The 17,391-nt window shown below is 72.3% G+C and carries 15 protein-coding genes and 1 pseudogene; 5 read left to right on the top strand and 11 right to left on the bottom strand.

Features of this window, described 5'->3' with window-relative positions; translation table 11 throughout:
- Positions 1–16: 16 nt before the first annotated feature.
- From KR546_RS08550 to KR546_RS08540, 3 genes are all read right to left on the bottom strand, one after another.
- Positions 17–2,263 (bottom strand): UvrD-helicase domain-containing protein, encoded by a 2,247-nt coding sequence (locus tag KR546_RS08550; RefSeq protein ID WP_238444289.1) that lies wholly within the window; start codon positions 2,261–2,263, stop codon positions 17–19.
- A gap of 95 nt (positions 2,264–2,358) precedes the next feature.
- Positions 2,359–2,991, bottom strand: coding sequence for a DUF4870 domain-containing protein (locus KR546_RS19660; RefSeq protein ID WP_238444288.1), 633 nt, complete (start codon positions 2,989–2,991; stop codon positions 2,359–2,361).
- Between the two features lie 121 nt (positions 2,992–3,112).
- Positions 3,113–4,609 carry a GH1 family beta-glucosidase gene (locus tag KR546_RS08540; RefSeq protein WP_238444287.1) on the bottom strand — a complete coding sequence of 499 codons (1,497 nt, stop codon included), beginning with the start codon at positions 4,607–4,609 and terminating at the stop codon, positions 3,113–3,115.
- A gap of 162 nt (positions 4,610–4,771) precedes the next feature.
- Here KR546_RS08540 and KR546_RS08535 point away from each other — a divergent pair, with 162 nt between their 5' ends.
- Positions 4,772–5,125 carry a hypothetical protein gene (locus KR546_RS08535; RefSeq protein WP_238444286.1) on the top strand — a complete coding sequence of 118 codons (354 nt, stop codon included), beginning with the start codon at positions 4,772–4,774 and terminating at the stop codon, positions 5,123–5,125.
- A 43-nt stretch (positions 5,126–5,168) separates the two neighbouring features.
- On the opposite strand, the gene guaA is transcribed toward KR546_RS08535, so the two are convergent.
- Complete coding sequence (gene guaA / locus KR546_RS08530; RefSeq protein ID WP_238444384.1) at positions 5,169–6,731, bottom strand: glutamine-hydrolyzing GMP synthase; 1,563 nt, start codon at positions 6,729–6,731, stop codon at positions 5,169–5,171.
- Between the two features lie 83 nt (positions 6,732–6,814).
- Positions 6,815–7,924, bottom strand: a complete 1,110-nt coding sequence (locus KR546_RS08525) for a GuaB3 family IMP dehydrogenase-related protein (protein ID WP_238444285.1) — start codon at positions 7,922–7,924, stop codon at positions 6,815–6,817.
- 175 nt (positions 7,925–8,099) lie between these two features.
- Here KR546_RS08525 and KR546_RS08520 point away from each other — a divergent pair, with 175 nt between their 5' ends.
- Positions 8,100–8,768 carry a DUF5319 family protein gene (locus KR546_RS08520; RefSeq protein ID WP_238444284.1) on the top strand — a complete coding sequence of 223 codons (669 nt, stop codon included), beginning with the start codon at positions 8,100–8,102 and terminating at the stop codon, positions 8,766–8,768.
- 97 nt (positions 8,769–8,865) lie between these two features.
- Here KR546_RS08520 and KR546_RS08515 read toward each other — a convergent pair whose 3' ends face one another.
- Positions 8,866–10,416, bottom strand: coding sequence for an exopolysaccharide biosynthesis polyprenyl glycosylphosphotransferase (locus tag KR546_RS08515; protein WP_238444283.1), 1,551 nt, complete (start codon positions 10,414–10,416; stop codon positions 8,866–8,868).
- A 160-nt stretch (positions 10,417–10,576) separates the two neighbouring features.
- On the opposite strand from KR546_RS08515, the gene KR546_RS08510 reads away from it, so the two are divergent.
- Positions 10,577–11,608: a glycosyltransferase family 2 protein gene (locus tag KR546_RS08510; protein WP_238444282.1), complete on the top strand. Its 1,032-nt coding sequence runs from the start codon at positions 10,577–10,579 to the stop codon at positions 11,606–11,608.
- Here the strand turns inward: KR546_RS08510 and KR546_RS08505 are convergent.
- Together KR546_RS08505 and KR546_RS08500 are read right to left on the bottom strand one after the other, a co-directional pair.
- A complete protein-coding gene (locus tag KR546_RS08505; RefSeq protein ID WP_238444281.1) occupies positions 11,592–11,933 on the bottom strand; it encodes a hypothetical protein in 342 nt (113 codons plus the stop codon). The two genes, KR546_RS08510 and KR546_RS08505, sit on opposite strands and share 17 nt — an antisense overlap.
- On the bottom strand, positions 11,930–13,021 hold the full coding sequence (locus KR546_RS08500; RefSeq protein ID WP_238444280.1) for a UDP-N-acetylglucosamine--LPS N-acetylglucosamine transferase: 1,092 nt from the start codon (positions 13,019–13,021) through the stop codon (positions 11,930–11,932). Before KR546_RS08500 ends, KR546_RS08505 begins: the two co-directional genes overlap by 4 nt.
- Before the next feature lie 233 nt (positions 13,022–13,254).
- On the opposite strand from KR546_RS08500, the gene KR546_RS08495 reads away from it, so the two are divergent.
- Both KR546_RS08495 and KR546_RS08490 read left to right on the top strand, forming a co-directional pair.
- Positions 13,255–14,181, top strand: a complete 927-nt coding sequence (locus KR546_RS08495; RefSeq protein WP_238444279.1) for an ABC transporter permease — start codon at positions 13,255–13,257, stop codon at positions 14,179–14,181.
- The gene (locus tag KR546_RS08490; protein ID WP_238444278.1) at positions 14,174–15,115 is read left to right on the top strand and encodes an ABC transporter ATP-binding protein; all 942 of its coding nucleotides are present in this window, start codon (positions 14,174–14,176) and stop codon (positions 15,113–15,115) included. The genes KR546_RS08495 and KR546_RS08490 overlap by 8 nt, the downstream gene beginning before the upstream one ends.
- Positions 15,116–15,122: 7 nt before the next feature.
- Here KR546_RS08490 and KR546_RS08485 read toward each other — a convergent pair whose 3' ends face one another.
- The 3 genes and pseudogenes from KR546_RS08485 to KR546_RS08475 all read right to left on the bottom strand — a co-directional run.
- A complete protein-coding gene (locus KR546_RS08485; RefSeq protein ID WP_238444277.1) occupies positions 15,123–16,433 on the bottom strand; it encodes a UDP-glucose dehydrogenase family protein in 1,311 nt (436 codons plus the stop codon).
- A 129-nt stretch (positions 16,434–16,562) separates the two neighbouring features.
- The gene (locus KR546_RS08480; RefSeq protein ID WP_238444276.1) at positions 16,563–17,138 is read right to left on the bottom strand and encodes a hypothetical protein; all 576 of its coding nucleotides are present in this window, start codon (positions 17,136–17,138) and stop codon (positions 16,563–16,565) included.
- A gap of 11 nt (positions 17,139–17,149) precedes the next feature.
- Positions 17,150–17,391: pseudogene (locus tag KR546_RS08475) on the bottom strand (hypothetical protein); the annotation flags it as partial.

The following is a 17,391-nucleotide window of genomic DNA, read 5'->3' as shown; positions in this document are numbered from 1 at the left end:
GGCGGAACCCGGACCGTCAGACGCGCACCAGCGGGGCGTAGGCCAGCAGCAGCTGCTTTCGCCCGACATCGGCGAAGTCGACGGTGGCCTCGGCGTCCTCGCCGCTGCCCGACAGCGCCTGGATCACGCCGTCGCCGTACTTGGTGTGCACGACGAGGTCCCCGACGGCGAACTCGACCCCGGCGAACTCCAGCACCTCGCGGTCGCGGACCCGCGTGGCGGCCGAGGTGGTCCCGGTCGCGGACTCGTGGGTCAGCAGCGTCGTGGGGATCTCGTCGAGGAAGCGCGAGGGCGGGTTGTAGGACGAGCCACCCCAGAGCATCCGGCGGTCGGCGTGGGTCAGGAACAGGTGCTGCTCGGCGCGCGTGATGCCGACGTAGGCCAGCCGGCGTTCCTCGGCCAGCTCCTCGGGGTCGTCCATCGAGCGCACGTGTGGGAACACGCCGTCCTCGAGCCCGACCAGGAAGACGACCGGGTACTCCAACCCCTTGGCGTTGTGCAACGTCATGAGGGTGACCCGGCCGAGCTCCTCGGCCTCCTCGGCCTCCTCATCGAGCTGGTCCTGCTCGGACACCAGCGAGACCGACTCGAGGAAGTCGCCCAGGCCCTCGCCACCGCGGGCCTCGAACTCGCGGGCCACGCCCTGCAGCTCGCGCAGGTTCTCCTCGCGGGTCAGGCCCTCGATGCTGTTGCCCTCGAGCAGGTCCTCCATGTAGCCGGTGCGGTCCCACAGGGCCTCGACCAGGTCGGCGACGGACACGTCCTCGTCGTCGGCCAGTCCGGCGAGCTCGTCCAGCACCCCGGTGAACTCCCCGACGGCGGACACGGCCCGCGGGCCCAGGGTCGTGATGTCGCCCGCGGCCCGGGCCGCGTCCAGGAACGACGTCCCCGTCACGACGGCATGGTCCGCGATCGCGTCCTCGGTCTTGTCACCGACCCCACGCTTGGGGACGTTGACGACCCGCCGGGCCGCCTCGTCGTCAGCCGGGTTCACCAGCAGCCGGGCGTAGGCCAGGACGTCCTTGATCTCGCGTCGCTCGTAGAAGCGGACCCCGCCGATCACCTGGTGGGGCGTGCCCACCCGCATGAAGATGTCCTCCAGGACACGCGACTGGGCGTTGGTCCGGTAGAAGACCGCCATGTCGTCGAACCCCAGGTCGGTCGTGGCACGCAGGTGCTCGATCCGCTCGGAGATCCACGCCGCCTCGTCGTGCTCGTCGGTCGCGTGGTACAGCGTCACCGGGGCACCGGCGCCGCGGTCGGTCCACAGCTGCTTGTCCTGGCGGTCCGGGTTGTTGCGGATCACGGCGTTGGCCGCGTCGAGGATGGTCTGGGTCGACCGGTAGTTGCGGGTCAGCGGGATGACGGCCGCGTCGGGGTAGTCCGTCGTGAAGTCGTTGATGTTGCGGATCGTCGCCCCGCGGAACTTGTAGACACTCTGGTCGGGATCGCCGACGACCATCAGGTTGCGGTGGTCGCTGGCCAGCAGGTTGACCAGGTGGTACTGGGCACGGTTGGTGTCCTGGTACTCGTCGACCAGCAGGTACCTGAACCGCTGCTGCCAGTGCGCCAGCACCTCCGGGAAGATCTGGAACACCTCGACGGTCTTCATGATCAGGTCGTCGAAGTCCAGCGCGTTGTTGGCCAGCAGCTGCTGCTGGTAGTCGCGGTAGACGTCGGCGATGATCGGCTCGGGCCACGGCCCGGCCGTGTCGCGGTAGGTCTCGAAGTCGACCAGCTCGTCCTTGGCCGCGCTGATCGCGTACTGGACGGTGCGCGGCGACACCTTGCGGTCGTCGACCCCCTGGTCCTTGAGGATCCGCTTGACCAGCCGGCGGGAGTCCTGGGCGTCGTAGATGGTGAACGACGACTTGTAGCCCAGTCGACCCAGCTCGCGTCGCAGGATCCGCACGGCGGCCTTGTGGAAGGTCGTGACCCACATCCGGTCGCCCAGCCTGGTGCCGAGCTGGCCCGACACGCGCTCGGCCATCTCGCCGGCGGCCTTGTTGGTGAAGGTGATGGCCAGGATCGCGAACGGGCTGACCCCGGTGTCCACGAGGTGGGCGATCCGATGGGTCAGGACACGGGTCTTGCCCGAGCCGGCACCGGCGATCACCAGCACCGGCCCCTCCGTGGTGGTCACCGCCTCGTGCTGCTCGGGGTTGAGGCCGTCGAGGGCGTCACGTGCGGTCTCGCGGGCATGCTCGGCCAGGCCCTCGCTGCGGGCGCGAGCGCGGGCGATGGCGGCGTCGATGTCGGTCACGGTGGCGAGGTTTTCCGATGGTGGGATTTCCTCCACCGGAGGCTATCGGCGGGCCGTGACGCGTCCGCCGCCGGTTCGCCCCGCGTGTGGACGACCTACTCGCGGACCAACCGGATGGTGAGTGGGTAGCGGTAGGCCTCGCCGCGCTGGGCCTTGACGGCCGCGACGATCGAGGCGACGAACCACAGCACCAGGCCGATGACCGCGGCGGGGATGGCGACGACCAGCCCGACGATGGTCAGCCCGACCATGACCATGAGGAGCGTGTACAGGAGCAGCGACAGGTTGAAGTTGAGTGCCTCGACGGCATGGTGGCGCACGAAGCGGCTGTCGTCCTTCTTGACGAGCCAGACGATCAGCGGGCCGAGGAAGCCCATCCCGCCGATCCCGGCGGCGACCAGGCTGGACAGGTGGGCGACCATGCCCCAGTTGCGCTCGCTCTCGGTGACCGGCAGCGCGTCGGGTGACGGTGGCTGCAGCGCCGTCCCCGGACCGGTCGGTGCCGACGGGGGCGGTGCTGGCGCGTCGGGCGGCGGCGGTGCCGTCGTCGTCCCGGTCGCAGCGCCCGGGATCGCCGTGTCGGCGCCCGTCACGGCCGCCTCCACCCGCGTGTCCGTCGTGTCGGCGCTCGGCTCGGCGACCTCGGACGGGTCGTCGCCGGGGTGGCCGCAGACCACGCAGCTCGCGCCGTCGGCGTACTCGGATCCACAGTTGGGGCAGGTGCTCACGGTGATTCCTTTCGTCCTGCCTCGTGGAGCCCATGGTGACGGGTCCGCACCCGGACGCCCTCAGGGTCTCCCCCACCCACCCCCTGACTCGCCACGTCCGACCCGGGGGTGCGGGCCCGACTCAGTCGTCGCCGTGCCCGCGGCGGGCGTGGTCCGCCAGCACGTGCCGGTACCAGTGCGCGCTGGCCTTGGGGATGCGCACGAGCTCGTCGTCCACCTCCACGATGCCGAACCGGAAGTCGTAGCCCTCGGCCCACTCGAAGTTGTCCAGCAGGGACCAGACGTGGTAGCCGCGCAGGTCGACACCGTCGGCGACCAGCCCCGCGATCGCCTGCAGGTGTGCCTGCAGGTAGCGGATCCGATCCTCGTCCTGGACCATCCCCCCGCCCGGGGCGTCGTCCACGGCACCATCGGCGAGCCCGCCCGACCGCTGACGGTCCGGGAACGCACCGCCGTTCTCGGTGACCACCAGGGGCACCTTCGCATGGTCGTCGACGACCCGCCGCACGACGTCGACCAGGCCCGAGGCGTCGATCGGCCAGCCCATGGCGGTGGTCTCCGCGTCGGCAGGCACGTCCTCCACGACCCCGTCGGCGCCCGGCTCGGGACTCGACCCGTCACCGGCGCGGACCCAGATCGGGTTGTAGTAGTTGAGGCCCAGCCAGTCGATCGGCGTGGCGATCTCGTCGAGGTCGCCGTCCTGCACCACCGACAGGTCCGCGACCGCGGACCAGTCGGCCAGGACGTCGTCGGGGTAGGCGCCCCGGAACAGCGGTCCGAGCCAGGCGCGGTTGCGGCCGCCGTCCACGACGCGCACCGCCTCCAGGTCCTCGGGACGCGTGCCGCTCGTGCGCACGGGCGCCAGGTTGAGCACGATGCCCAGCCGTGCCGCGTCGTCGCGCGCGTGGGCCGCCACGTCGCGCAGTGTCCCGACGGCCCGTCCGTGTGCGAGCAGGAGGTGGTGGCACGCCGCCACGGCCTCGGCCTGGTCGGTGTGGCCGGGGGCGTGCACGCCGGCTCGGTGGCCGAGGAAGGCGGCGCACCACGGCTCGTTGAGCGTGGCCCACGTCACGACGGTTCCCAGGGCCTGCGCCACCGTCGCGGCGTAGTGCACGAAGGCGTCGACGGTCTCGCGGGCGGCCCAGCCACCTCGATCCTGGAGCCACTGGGGCAGGTCCCAGTGGTACAGGGTGACGTTGGGCTCGATGCCACGCTCGTGCAGTCCGTCCACCAGTCGACGGTAGAAGTCCAGCCCGGCCTGGTTGGGCCGACCCGAGCCGTCCGGCAGGACCCGCGACCAGGCGATCGAGAACCGGTACTCGTCGACGCCCAGCCACGCGAGCAGGTCCAGGTCCTCCTCCCAGCGGTGGTAGTGGTCGACGGCCACCTGCGCGGTGTCGCCGTTGCGCACGCGCCCCGGGGTCGCCGCGAAGGTGTCCCAGATGGACGGCGTGCGGCCGTCCACGTCGTGGGCGCCCTCGATCTGGTGGCTCGACGTCGCGGCCCCCCACCGGAACGCCGACGGCAGGTCGATGTCGTGGGCCAGGAGGACCGGGTCGACCCCGGCCTCCTGGGGCGACGGCCCCGTCGAGGAGGTCCGGGTCGGCTCGGTGGTCATGTCGGCCCTCGGTCGATGGTGGCAGGCCCGTCCTGGCGGGCGCGGTGGAACCTACCCGTCGACCCGGGCGGCCGGTTCGGGCGGTGGCGACGACGGCCGTTCGGACCCTTCCGCCCGACGGGAGGCGGCTGCACGATGGGGCACCCCGACGCCGGAGCGTCCATGGCCGACTACGAGGTGCACACGGCAGGCGTCGACCACGCCCGCAGGCTGATCGCCGCCCACCAGTACGTGCTGCGCAGCGAGTGGGGCGACGTCCAGCCCAGCGCCGACGACGAGAACGCCTACCTCGAGGGCCACGACTGGGACGACTATGCCGCGTGGCACCTCGGACTGACGGTCGGGGCGACCGACCGGACCAAGGCTCGCTACGCCTTCGTGTGCGGTGACTTCCGTCGCGTGCACCGGATGGGACTCATCGCCTGCCGATACCGCGCCGCCCAGTGGGACCACAAGGCGATCGAGCTCGCCGCCCACGACCTGCTCCAGCTGCTCGACGACACCCGCGCCTCGTAGCCGACGACAGCGTCGCCGGCACGACCAGCACGCGGTCGCGCCGTCACTCCCACTCGATCGTGCCGGGAGGCTTGGACGTGATGTCGTAGACGACCCGGTTCACCCCGACCACCTCGTTGGTGATCCGCGACGAGATCCGTGCCAGCACCTCGTGGGGCAGCCGTGCCCAGTCGGCGGTCATCGCGTCCTCGGAGGTCACCGCCCGGATCACGATGGGGTGGCCGTAGGTGCGCCCGTCGCCCTGCACGCCGACCGATCGCACGGCGAGCAGGGCGGCGTAGGACTGCCACAGCTCCCGCTCGAGGCCGGCGGCGGCGAACTCCTCCAGCGCGATGCGGTCGGCGGCGCGGACGAGGTCGAGCCGCTCGCGGGTCACCTCGCCGACGATCCGCACGCCCAGGCCCGGTCCCGGGAAGGGCTGGCGCTGCACCATCTCGTCGGGCAGTCCCAGCTCGGCGCCCAGCGCCCGCACCTCGTCCTTGAACAGGTCCCGCAACGGCTCGACCAGGTCGAAATCGAGGTCGTCGGGCAGCCCGCCCACGTTGTGGTGGCTCTTGATCGTCGAGGCCGAGTCCGATCCGCCCGACTCGATCACGTCCGGGTACAGCGTCCCCTGCACCAGGAACTTCGTCCCGGGCGAGTCGGCGTAGATGTCCCGGGCGGCCGTCTCGAACTCGCGGATGAACGCCTCGCCGATGATCTTGCGCTTGGTCTCGGGGTCGGTCACGCCCGCCAGCTTCGCCAGGAACCGCTCCTCGGCGCGCACGTGGACCAGGTCGACGTGGAAGTGGTCCCGGAACGTCGCCTCGACCTGGCGGCCCTCGTCGTGGCGCATCAGGCCGTGGTCGACGAACACGCAGGTCAGCTGGTCGCCGACGGCCCGGTGCACCAGCGCAGCCGCCACCGACGAGTCGACGCCGCCGGACAGGCCGCACAGCACCGGACGGTCCCCGACCTGGGTCCGGATCCGCCCGACCAGCTCGTCGATGATGTTGGTGGGGTTCCAGTCCGGGGCCAGGCCGGCGCCCCGGTACAGGAACGCCTCCAGCACCTGCTGGCCGTGGGCCGTGTGGGACACCTCCGGGTGGTACTGCACCCCGTAGAGCCGACGCTGGTCGTCCTCGATGACGGCGCACGGGGCCGCCGAGGTGCGTGCGGTGACGACGAACCCGTCGGGGGCCTCGGTGACGGCATCCCGGTGCGACATCCACACCGACTGGGACGCGGCCGTGTCGGCGAGCAGTCCGTCGGCGTCCGTGGCGGTCCGGTTCAGTTCGGTGTGGCCGTACTCGGCGACGTCGGAGTGGGCCACGGTGCCACCGAGCAGTTGCACCATCAGCTGCTGGCCGTAGCAGATGCCCAGGGTCGGCACGCCGAGGTCGAGCAGGCCCGGGTCCATGCTGGGGGCGCCCTCGGCATACACGCTCGCGGGGCCGCCGGACAGGATCAGCGCGGCCGCACCACGTCGGCGCACCTCGTCGGCGGTGATCGACGCGGGCACGATCTCGGAGTGCACGTTGGCCTCGCGGACCCGTCGCGCGATCAGCTGCGCGTACTGGGCACCGAAGTCCACGACCAGCACGGTGGGCACGTCGTCGGGCGTCATGGGGTCGACCAGGTGGTCGTCGACGGTGTCGGGCGCCACCGGATCCGGCGGGGCAGCCGGGGGGTCGGGCGCGACGGCGTCGCTCACGCCCGCACCGCCAGGGCGACCCGCTGGAGGTCCCGGCGGGTCGAGGTGCCACACACGGCCATCGCCCGGCGGAGTCCGCCGAACAGGTTGACCGTGCCGTCGTCGCGGTGGGCCGGCCCGGTCAGCAGCTGCTCCAGCGTGCCGAGGGTCTCGACCCGTTCGAAGCGCCCCCGTGGCAGCTCGTGGTGGGCGGCGGACAGGCCCCAGTAGGCCCCACGGCCGGGGGCCTCCTCGGCGGCCGCCAGGGCACGACCGACCATCACCGCGTCCGCCCCGCAGGCGATGGCCTTGGCGACGTCACCACCGGTGCGCAGTCCACCCGAGGCGATCACCTGCACGTAGCGACCCGAGTCCATCAGGTAGCGGTTGCGCACGGCCGCGACCTCGGCGATCGCGGTCGCGCGCGGGATCCCGATCCCCAGCGCCGCGTCGGTCGTGGACACGCTCGACCGGCCCATGCCGACGAGGATCCCCACGGCGCCGGTGCGCATCAGGTGCGATGCGGACTTGGCCGAGGCGACGCCCCCGACCACGACCGGGATGTCGTAGCGGGCGGTGAACTCGCGCAGGTCCAGCGGGTCGGCCTCCTCACCGCTGACGTGCTGGGCGGTGACGGCGACCCCCTGGACGACGAGCAGTTCCAGCCCGGCCTCCAGGGCCGCGTCGTGGTAGCGACCGACCTTCTGGGGCGTGAGCGATCCGGCCGCGATGCCCTGCTCCGACAGCTGCTCGACCCGCCGTCCGATCAGGTCCTCACGGACCGGGTGGTCGTAGAGCTGCTGGAGTCGCGCGGTGGCCTCGGGCCCCGGCTGGAGCTCGGCGATCTCCTCGAGCACCTCGACCGGATCGTCGTAGCGGGTCCACAGGCCCTCGAGGTTGAGCACCCCGAGCCCACCCAGTCGGGCGATCGCCGCGGCGGTGTCCGGTGCCGTCACGGCATCCAGTGGCGCGCTCATCAGGGGCAGGTCGAGCTGGTAGGCGTCGAGATCCCACGACAGGTCCACCATGTCCCGATCGCGGGTGCGCCGCGTCGGTACCAGGGAGAGGTCGTCGAGGTCCACCGCCGCCCGGGCGGTCCGTCCCCCACCGATGTCGATGTCTGCCACGTCCTGCGCCGTTTGCTCGGGTGCCCGGCAGCGTAGGACCCCCGCGCCGGGCGTGGCACGGCGCGGACCGCCCGACGGCCGGGGTGGAAGTCCGTCCTCCCCGGCCGGCGGGACCGGCGCCCCACGGGGTGCCACGACGTGCCACACTGGGGCCTCCACCAACGAGGAGCCTGCGGTGGCCGAGCGCCCCGACGACGCGTCCGGACCGGATGACGACCAGCCCGACCCCGACCGTCCCCGCGATCCCGCGGACGACGGGGCGGGCGACGACGACCTCGACGACCTCGGGGACGACCTCGGACCGGACCTCCCCGACGACTTCGACTTCGACCTCCACGGTGACCCGCTGCCGCTGGACGCCCACGAGTCGGCGCTGGTCGAGCAGGACCTCGTCGACCTCGACCAGTTCGAGGCGACCTTCCGGGCCGACGGCTACCGCGGCGTCAGCGTGTACTGCCGGGACTGCGAGGTGGAGCACTACTACCCGTGGGAGCTGCTGCGCGAGAACCTGCGCCTGCTGCTCGAGACCGGCGAGACCCCGGTGCACGAGCCGGCCTTCGACCCCAACCCCTCGGACTACGTCCCGTGGGACTACGCCCGCGGCTACGCCGACGCCCTGGCGGACGCCGGGGTCGACGAGCGGCGCCCGGTCGACGGGTGTCCCGCGTGCGGGCTCGAACTGCCCGAGGGCTGGGACCAGGCCAACTTCTGCCCCCGGTGCGCGACGCCCCTGCTGGGCCCCCGGATGGTCGCCGCCCTGGTCGACCACGGGTTGGCCGACGACGAGGTCGCGGCCATCCTCCACGAGATGGGTCTTCCCGGCGCGCGACCGTCGGACTCCTGACCCGTCGCTCCCGTCCCGCCGAGCGTGATGGATCAGTGCAACAGTCCGCACCGTTCGGTCACGCTCGATGGGGTCGGCGGGCGTCCTCCTGTCGTGGCTAGATCCGGCGCGCGAGGACGACCCAGACCGTGCGGACGAGGATCTCCAGGTCGAGCATGGGCGACCAGTTCGCGACGTACTGCAGGTCGTAGCCCAGCTTGTACTCCGGGTCGGTGTGGTAGTGCCCGTGGATCTGGGCCAGCCCGGTCAGGCCCGGCGGCACCTCGTGGCGCCGCGCGTACCCCCGGATCGCGTCCGAGAACTCCTGGGTCAGCTCGGGCCGCTCGGGACGTGGACCGACCAGCGACATCTCGCCACGCAGGATGTTGAACAGCTGGGGCAGCTCGTCCATGCGGGTCGCCCGCACCCAGGCACAGGCCGGGATGATCCGGGGATCGTTCTGCGCGGCCAACTGTGGACTGCCGTCCTCCTCGGCGTCGACCGTCATCGTGCGGAACTTCACCATCCGGAACGGCTCGCCACCGGCGCCGACGCGGACCTGCCAGAACAGCAGCGGGCGGCCAGCAACGGCCAGCTGGTACAGCGCGACCAGGGCCATCAGCGGGACCCAGGCCACGGCGCCCAGGGCCAGCAGGACCACGTCGGTCAGTCGCTTCAGGCGTGCGCGGGAGCCCGGCATGACGTGGGGTCGCAGCAGGACGAACGGCAGCCCGCCGACCTGGCGCACCCGCTGCAAGCCGTAGAGCGTCTCGGCCGCGGTGACCCGCTGCAGGACCGAGACGTTGCGACGCTCGAGCTGGTCGACGACGTCCGGGTAGAGGCTCGCGGCCCAGTCGGCCGACAGGAGCACCAGGTTGGTGGTGTCCGACACGTCGACCAGGTGGGCGAGGTCCGCCACGCTGGTCGCGGTCGCGACGACGGTCGCCTCGGCCCGGTCGAGGTGGCGCCGGGCGACCTCGATCTCGCGCTCGGTCCCCAGCAGCATCACCCGGGGCGGGCCCTCCCGTCGGGTGCGGTGCCGTGCCGCCGCCCAGCGCACGAACGCGACGGCGATCGGGCTGCCCACGATCAGCACGATCAGGCGCGTGGTCGGGATCGGCAGGGCCCGCGGCGTGTCCGTGCCGAACAGTTCGAGGGCCCCCGTCACGACCAGGTTGGCCAGCGCGATCAGGGCACCGGCCGCCAGCGACTGCCGGAACGCCCACGGCATGACCGGTGGTCGCCCGAGCCGGGGCTCGCGCTCGTACAGCCCGCCGAAGTAGAAGCTGGCGACGAAGGTCGCGATGATGATCGTGAACGAGACCGCGTACTGCCACATCGGGTAGTCCGGCCAGTTCCAGCCGAAGGAGACCACCATGGGCACGACCAGCAGGGCGGTCACCAGGCCGGTGTCGGCGATCTGGACCAGGCGGAACCCGCGGGCGTTCAGCCGTCCGAGCAGCGACGGTCGAGGTCCGTCGGGTGGTGGCTCCCCCAGCCCACCCCCCGGTCCATCCTCGACCGGGACGGCACGCCCGGCGGCTGTCGGGGTGGTGGTCCCGGTCGCCGTGGCGTCCACGGGATGGGTCGGCGTGGCGACCCGGGCAGTCGCTGCCGGGCCGGGGTGCGACGACCCCGGCGGACGGGAGCCTGGTTCGGACGGGGCCACGACGGATCCTCGCGGACGAAGGTGCCGCGCCCAACGGTAGCGAGCACGACGAGCGCTTCCCACCGTTCACGACCGCGTGCGCCGCACCGTCGGCCCGGATTGCACCGGCGTCCGTGGCATGGTTCGGTTGGCGCGACACACCCCCCGCACCGGAGGACGGATGGACACCTGGCCCGACCTGTCGGTCGTGATGCCGGCGGTGGACGAGGCCCTGCACCTGCCCGCGGCCCTGGCCGCGGTCACTGCCCAGGACTATCCCGGCCGACTCGAGGTGGTCGTCGCGGTCGGACCGTCGACCGACCACACGAGGCGCGTCGCCCGCCAGGTGTGCGACGACGACCCGCGGGTGCGGGTCGTCGACAACGTGGACGGGTCGACACCGGCCGGCCTCAACCGCGCGATCGAGGCGTCCACCGGTGCGGTGGTGGCCCGGGTCGACGCCCACGCCGAGCTCGCGCCCGGCTACCTGCGTCGGGCGGTCGAGCTGCTCCACGAGACCGGGGCCGGCAACGTCGGCGGGGTCCAGCGAGCGGTCGGCGCCGAGCCGTTCCAGCGTGCCGTCGCGGCCGCGATGGGCTCGAAGTTCGGGACCGGGGACGCGCGCTTCCACTACGGCGGGCCCCCGGGGCCGGTCGACACGGTGTACCTGGGGGTCTTCCGTCGCGAGGCCCTCGCGGAGGTCGGGGGGTTCGACGAGTCGCTGTTGCGCAACCAGGACTACGAGCTGAACATCCGGCTGCGTCGTGCGGGCTGGGAGGTGTGGTTCCACCCGGACCTCGAGGTGGTCTACCGGCCCCGCCGCACGGTGGCGGCGCTGGCCGAGCAGTACTTCCAGTACGGCCGCTGGAAACGCCTGGTGGCCGATCGCGACCGCGCCAGCCTGCGCTGGCGCCAGGTCGTCCCCCCCGTGGCCGTGGCGGCCAACCTCGCCGGACTGGCCGTGGGGATCCGTCGACCCCGGGCGCTGGCGGTCCCGCTGGCGTACCTGGGCGCCACGCTGGCGGCGAGCGCGATCGAGGCCGTGCGCCAGGACCTGCCCCGCGAGGTCGCCCTGCGTCTCCCGGTGGCCTTCGCGACCATGCACCACGCCTGGGGGCTGGGGTTCCTGCGCGGAGGCGCGGACTCGGGCAGCGCCAGCACGGGCGACGCCACCACCTCGTCGGGGACCGTCCCGGTCACCGCAGGTCGATGACCTCGTCGAGGACCAGGGCCGTCCCGATCGAGGCGAGCCTGGTGGCGACCTCGTCGTCGGTCCACGAGCCCGGCTCGAGGCGGACCACGAACCAGCCCAACCGGGACAGCTCGGCGACGTCGTCGGTCGACGTGAGCCAGAACCCGGTGACGTCACCGAGCTCGGCGCCCAGCACCGCCGCCCGGTCGACGTGCGGCTGGTCGGTCGCCACGACGACCAGCGCGTGACGACGCCGACTGGCCACGGACGCCTGGACCCGGCGCACCCAGCCGGCGACCACCGGCGCCAGTGGGCCGAGTGCGCGGCGGATCCGGGCCAGCCTCACGACGTCACCAGCGTGCGGATCGCCGCCGCGGCCGCAACGGCGCCGTTGACCACCTGGTGCGCACCCAGGCGCTCGGCCAGGGCGGCGCGTGTCTCCGGGTCCACCAGGCGCGCGGTCGCGTCGGCGACCTCGTCGACGTCGGTGGCGACCAGCCCGAGTCCGGCCCGCGCGGCCTGGGACGCGCGCCGGGCCTGGTCGTCGGTCGCGCGTGGCTGGGGCAGGAACAGGGTCGGGACCCGGGCCGCGACCAGCTCGTGGAACGCGTTGTAGCCCGACGCGGCGATCGCGGCGTCGAAGGCCGGAAGCAGCCGGGCCATCGGATAGGCCTCGAAGGTCCGCACGTCGAGGTCGTCGGGCACCATCGCGCCCGGCAGGGGCGAGCGTGGCCGGGCGACGACCCAGTGGTCACGGGACAGGCCCTCCAGCACCGCCCGCATCGGGGTGGCGACGTCGGTCAGCGCACCGGAGCCCAGGGCCACGAGGAGCACCTGGGCCTCCTCGGGCAGGCCGAGCTCGCGTCGGGCGACGTCACGCGAGGCCAGCTGGTCGCGGTCCACCAGCGTCACCGGGGCCACCTGCAGTGTGTCGTCCTCGCCCGGGTCGACCGGCGCCAGCTCGCCCGGCTCGACCACCAGGTCGAACCAGTCCACCCGCGGGCGGTCCGCGACGGCGCCGGGCAGCCACAGGCCACGTCGGACCCACACGCGGTGCACCTCCGGACGCCGGTCCAGGGCGGCGCGCAGGCCCACGTACGGGGCGACCCCGTCGAACACCACGGCCTGGACGCCCCACCGGTCGATCGTGTCCACCACGTGGTCACGGAGGAGGTCCGCCCACGTGGCCCCGGACATGCCCGGGTGGGTGTGTGACGCGAGGTGCTCCCACGGCAGCCCGAAGTCCTCCACGACCCCGGCGGCACGCGACAGCGACAGCACCACCGGGGCGACGTCCGGCTCGGCCCGCAGCGCGATGGCCAGCAACCGGGTGAGGTGGCCCATCCCGACGCCGTTGGACGACATGAACAGGACCGGGACGCCGTCGGTGCGCGGGGGCGCCCAGCCCAGGACGGCACGCTGGTCGGCGGCCATCACCATCCTCGTCGACGTGGGCAGCGGACGGCGCGCAACCTACCAGCGGTCGTCTTCTGGCCCGCGTGCCGGGGCGACGGTTCCGGGTCGTCGCGGATCGCGCGGGGAGCGCCCCGGCCCCCTTCTTCGGACCACCGTGCCTCTTCGGATCGCGATCGGGCCGCCGATAGACTTCCGAGGTCCCGTGTCGTCGCCATCCGCCGACACGTCCCGATCTCCGCAGGCAGTCCACGATGTCGTCCACCACGCCCACCATCGGTGGGCCCGACCACGACGTGACGGTCCACGTCGCCAACGACGGTCGCCTGCCGCCGGTCGGTCCGTACGTCCGCGACATGTGGTTCCGACGACGGCTCGCGCTGCACATGGCGCGCTCCAACCTCAAGGCCAGCAACGCCGACACCGTGTTCGGCCAGCTCTGGCACGTCATCAACCCGCTGCTGCTCGGCCTGGTCTACTTCCTGATGATCACCGTCCTGCGGGGCGGGGACAGCGACATGCAGTACCTCGTCCACCTGCTGGGTGGGCTGTTCCTGTTCTTCTACGTCCGGGACGCCATGGGGACCGGCTCCACGTCGGTCGTCGCCGGCGGGGCACTGCTGCTGAACACCGCGTTCCCCCGTGCGATCCTGCCACTGGCCACCACCATGGCGGCGACCTTCAACTACCTGCCGACCTTCCTCGTCTACCTCGCGTTCCACTTCGCCGCCGGCTACGGGCTGTACTGGACGATGCTGCTGCTGCCCGCGCTCTGGGCCGTCCTGGCGGTGTTCGCGTTCGGCATGGCGATGCTGTCGGCCACCGCCACGGTCTACTTCCGGGACACGTCGTCGTTCCTGCCCTACGCCCTCCGGATCTGGATGTACCTGTCACCCGTCCTGTTGACCTACGACGAGATCGTCGAGCTGGTCGCCAAGGTGCTCAACGGTGGTGGCAGCGTCGCGGACGGCAACATCCCCGAGTCCACGCTGGAGCTGGCGAGCCGGCTCGTCTACCTCAACCCGATGACCGGGTTCCTGCAGGCATGGAACGCCCTGACCCTGGGCCGCCTGCCCTCCTTCACCGACGTGTGGACGATGGTGCTGTGGGCTGTCCTGGCCGTCGTCATCGGCGGCTGGTTCTTCCTCACGCGCGAGCGGGAGTTCGCCTTCCGTGTCTGACCTCGACGCCACCACCACGCAGGCCGGGCCCGACGCGTCGTCGCACGACGCCGGGTCCGACGAGCCACGCTCCGAACGCGGCCCCGACGCCGAGGTCCCACCCGAGGCGGAGGCCGCCGCAGCCAGCCCCGGCGCCCCCGACGACGGCCGACCGATCCGTGACGAGGACGTCGCCATCCGCGTCCGTGACCTCCACATCAGCTATCGCAGCGTGCTGGACAAGCGCCAGACCCTGCGTGGCCGGATCAACCGGATCGGACGGCACCGCGACGACCCGGACACCAGCATGGTCAAGATCGTCCACGCGGTCCGCGGCGTCAGCTTCGACGTCTCCCGCGGCGAGGTGCTGGGCATCGTCGGGCACAACGGCGCGGGAAAGTCCACGATGCTGCGGGGCATCGCCGGCATCCTCCCCCCGGACGAGGGGCGGGTCGAGGTGGCCGGCCAGGTCTCCACGCTGCTCGCCCTGGGCGTGGGCTTCAACAACAAGCTGTCGGGGCGCGAGAACATCCTGGTCGGTGGCCTCGCGGCCGGCCTGTCGCGGCGCGAGATCGACGAGCGTGCCGACGACATCATCGACTTCTCGGGCGTGGGCGACTTCATCGACATGCCGCTGCGGACCTACTCGTCGGGCATGCGGGGACGCCTGGCGTTCGCCGTGTCAACCGCGATGGACCCCGACATCCTGCTGATCGACGAGGCCCTGTCCGCCGGCGACGCCGACTTCCGCGAGAAGGCCGCCGACCGCATGCGCACGCTGCTGGGAGAGGGCCGCACCATCGTGCTGGTCAGCCACAGCATGAACAGCGTGCGCGACCTGTCGGACCGCGTGCTGTGGCTGGCCGCGGGTCGCGTGGTCGAGGTGGGCGCGCCCGACGAGGTCATCCAGCGCTACCAGTCGGCCGATGACGCCGGCCGGGGCCGCGTCGGCTGAGCTTCGCCTACCGGCCGATGCCGTGGTAGTGGAGGCCGGCGTCACGCATCGACGCGGGCTCGTAGACGTTGCGCCCGTCGATGACGATCGGGTAGTCGAGCAACTCCCGGAAGTCGGCCGCGGTGAGTGCCGTGACCTCGTCCCACTCGGTCGCCACGACGGCGGCGTGGGCATCGGTCAGGGCGGCGCGGACGTCGTCGAAGCGCTCGACCTCCGGCAGCTCCCGGGCGACCCCGTCGAGCGCGACCGGGTCGTACATCCGCACGGTCGCACCCTCGGCCATCAGGCGACGGGCCAGGTGCATCGCCGGCGCCTCGCGCAGGTCGTCGGTGCCGGGCTTGAAGGCCGCCCCCAGGATCGTGACGACCTTCTGGTCGAGGTGCCACAACTCGGTGCGGAGCTTGGTGACGACGAGGTCCAGCATCGAGCCGTTGACCTCGCGGACGTGCTCGAGGATCCCGAAGTCCTCGCCCACGTGGCGGGCGAGGTGGATGAAGGCGTCGACGTCCTTGGGGAAGCAGGACCCGCCGTAGCCGATCCCGGCACGCAGGAAGTGCGGCCCGATGCGGGCGTCGTGGCCCATGCCCTCGGCGACGACGTCGACGTCGGCGCCGACGCGCTCGCAGATCCGCGCGACCTGGTTCATGAACGAGATCCGGGTGGCGAGGAAGCCGTTGGAGGCGTGCTTGATCAGCTCGGCCGTCGGCACGTCGGTCTCGACGACGGGGCAGCCGTCCTGCTCGACGACGTGGGCGTACACCCCACGCAGCCGCTCCAGGGCGAGGTCGTCGCTGACGCCGTACACGACCCGGTCGGGGTGCAGGGTGTCCTCGACGGCGGTGCCCTCGCGGAGGAACTCCGGGTTGGACGCCACCGAGATCTGCACCCGCTGGCCGTGACGCTGCTGCTCGTGGGTGATGATCTGCCCCAGCCGCTGGCCGGTGTTGGCCGGGACGGTCGACTTCTCGACCAGCACGACGTCGTCGGTGGCGTCGGCGGCGACCATCCGGCCGACCCGCTCCACGTAGGACAGGTTCGGGCCGCCACCGGGCAGCGACGGCGTGCCGACGCAGACGAAGATGACCTCCTGGTCGGCGATGGCCTCGCGGGCCTCCGACGTGAAGACCAGGCGACCGGCATCGACGTTGCGCTCGATCAGCTCGAGCAGGCCGGGCTCGTGGAAGGGGACCTCACCTGCCTCGAGGGTCTTGATCTTCTCGGCGTCGTCGTCCATGCCGACGACGTCATGACCCCATTCGGCGAGTGCCGCGGCGGTCACCAGCCCGACGTGGCCGACTCCGATGACTGCAACCTTCATGGTGAGGACCTTGCTGTGGTTCGGGGCGGGCGACACGAGCGCGCCCGGGACGGGAATACCGGTCGTCAGGCTACTGCAGGCCGCAGTCGGGGCCCTGGCCCGGGAATGGTCGAACGGCCCCCGGCCCGGTCACTCCACGTAGTCCTCTGGCGCGCCGAAGTCGATCGAGTCGCGCAGCGCGTCGAACTCGGCGACATGGGCGTCGAAGACCTCGGGTCCGTCCTGCTGGCCCTGGACGGGCACCGCCTGGGACAACACCACCAGCGACCGGGACGGGACGACGACGATCTGCTCGCGGGTCGGTGGGGGCCCGGTCGAGCCGTCGAAGGAGAACTCCAGCAGGGTCGCCGGCAGGTCGTCGACCGTGACGGCCTCGTCACGCTCCAGGGTTCCGTCCTGCTCCTCGACGAAGGTGCGCCAGTCGTCGGCCGTGGTGCCGGGTTCGATCGTGAACTGGACACCGACCTCCTGGTCGCCGGGGTCACCGGCCTCGCCCCCCGGCGAGCCGTCGGCGACGTACAGGGCTCCCTCGTAGGCGTTGATCACCACCCAGCCCTCGGGGAGGAAGACGTCCAGGTCGCGCCACGCGACCGCGCGGTCGTCACCACAGGCGGCCAGCACCATGGCCAGGGCGAGCACCAGCAGCGCGATCCGCCGGCCACGGGGATGGCGGGTGCGGTGGCAGCCACCGCGACGCGTCGGCACGGCGGAGGTCCTCAGTCGTTGCCCCGCGACCAGACGTCATCGGCCAGTTGCTGCAACGACGCGGACAGGCGGGCCTGTTCACGGGCGACCTGGTCGATCGGGTCCTCGTCCTCGTCCCGGACCTCGTCGGGGGCCTCGTCGGGGGCATCCTGGTCGACCTCCGCGGCCGGGGCCTCGTGCGGCGAGGCGGGCTCGGCGCCGACCGGGTCCGGGGCGGCTGCCGCCGGTTCGGGCTCCGGGTCCGGCGCCGGAG

The organism is Salsipaludibacter albus (genome assembly GCF_019798055.1).
GTDB lineage: Bacteria > Actinomycetota > Nitriliruptoria > Nitriliruptorales > Nitriliruptoraceae > Salsipaludibacter > Salsipaludibacter albus.
Note: the sequence above shows the minus strand (reverse complement) of the source record. Positions and strands in the feature narration are given on the sequence as shown.

Bases quoted from the DNA above. Each gene is read 5' to 3' on its own strand.
- KR546_RS08535 (WP_238444286.1), top strand. From the start codon at position 4,772: ATGGCCGACTACGAGGTGCACACGGCAGGCGTCGACCACGCCCGCAGG.
- KR546_RS08485 (WP_238444277.1), bottom strand. From the start codon at position 16,433: ATGAAGGTTGCAGTCATCGGAGTCGGCCACGTCGGGCTGGTGACCGCC.
- KR546_RS08540 (WP_238444287.1), bottom strand. From the start codon at position 4,609: ATGACCACCGAGCCGACCCGGACCTCCTCGACGGGGCCGTCGCCCCAG.
- guaA (WP_238444384.1), bottom strand. From the start codon at position 6,731: ATGACGCCCGACGACGTGCCCACCGTGCTGGTCGTGGACTTCGGTGCC.
- KR546_RS08510 (WP_238444282.1), top strand. From the start codon at position 10,577: ATGGACACCTGGCCCGACCTGTCGGTCGTGATGCCGGCGGTGGACGAG.
- KR546_RS08495 (WP_238444279.1), top strand. From the start codon at position 13,255: ATGTCGTCCACCACGCCCACCATCGGTGGGCCCGACCACGACGTGACG.
- KR546_RS08500 (WP_238444280.1), bottom strand. From the start codon at position 13,021: ATGGCCGCCGACCAGCGTGCCGTCCTGGGCTGGGCGCCCCCGCGCACC.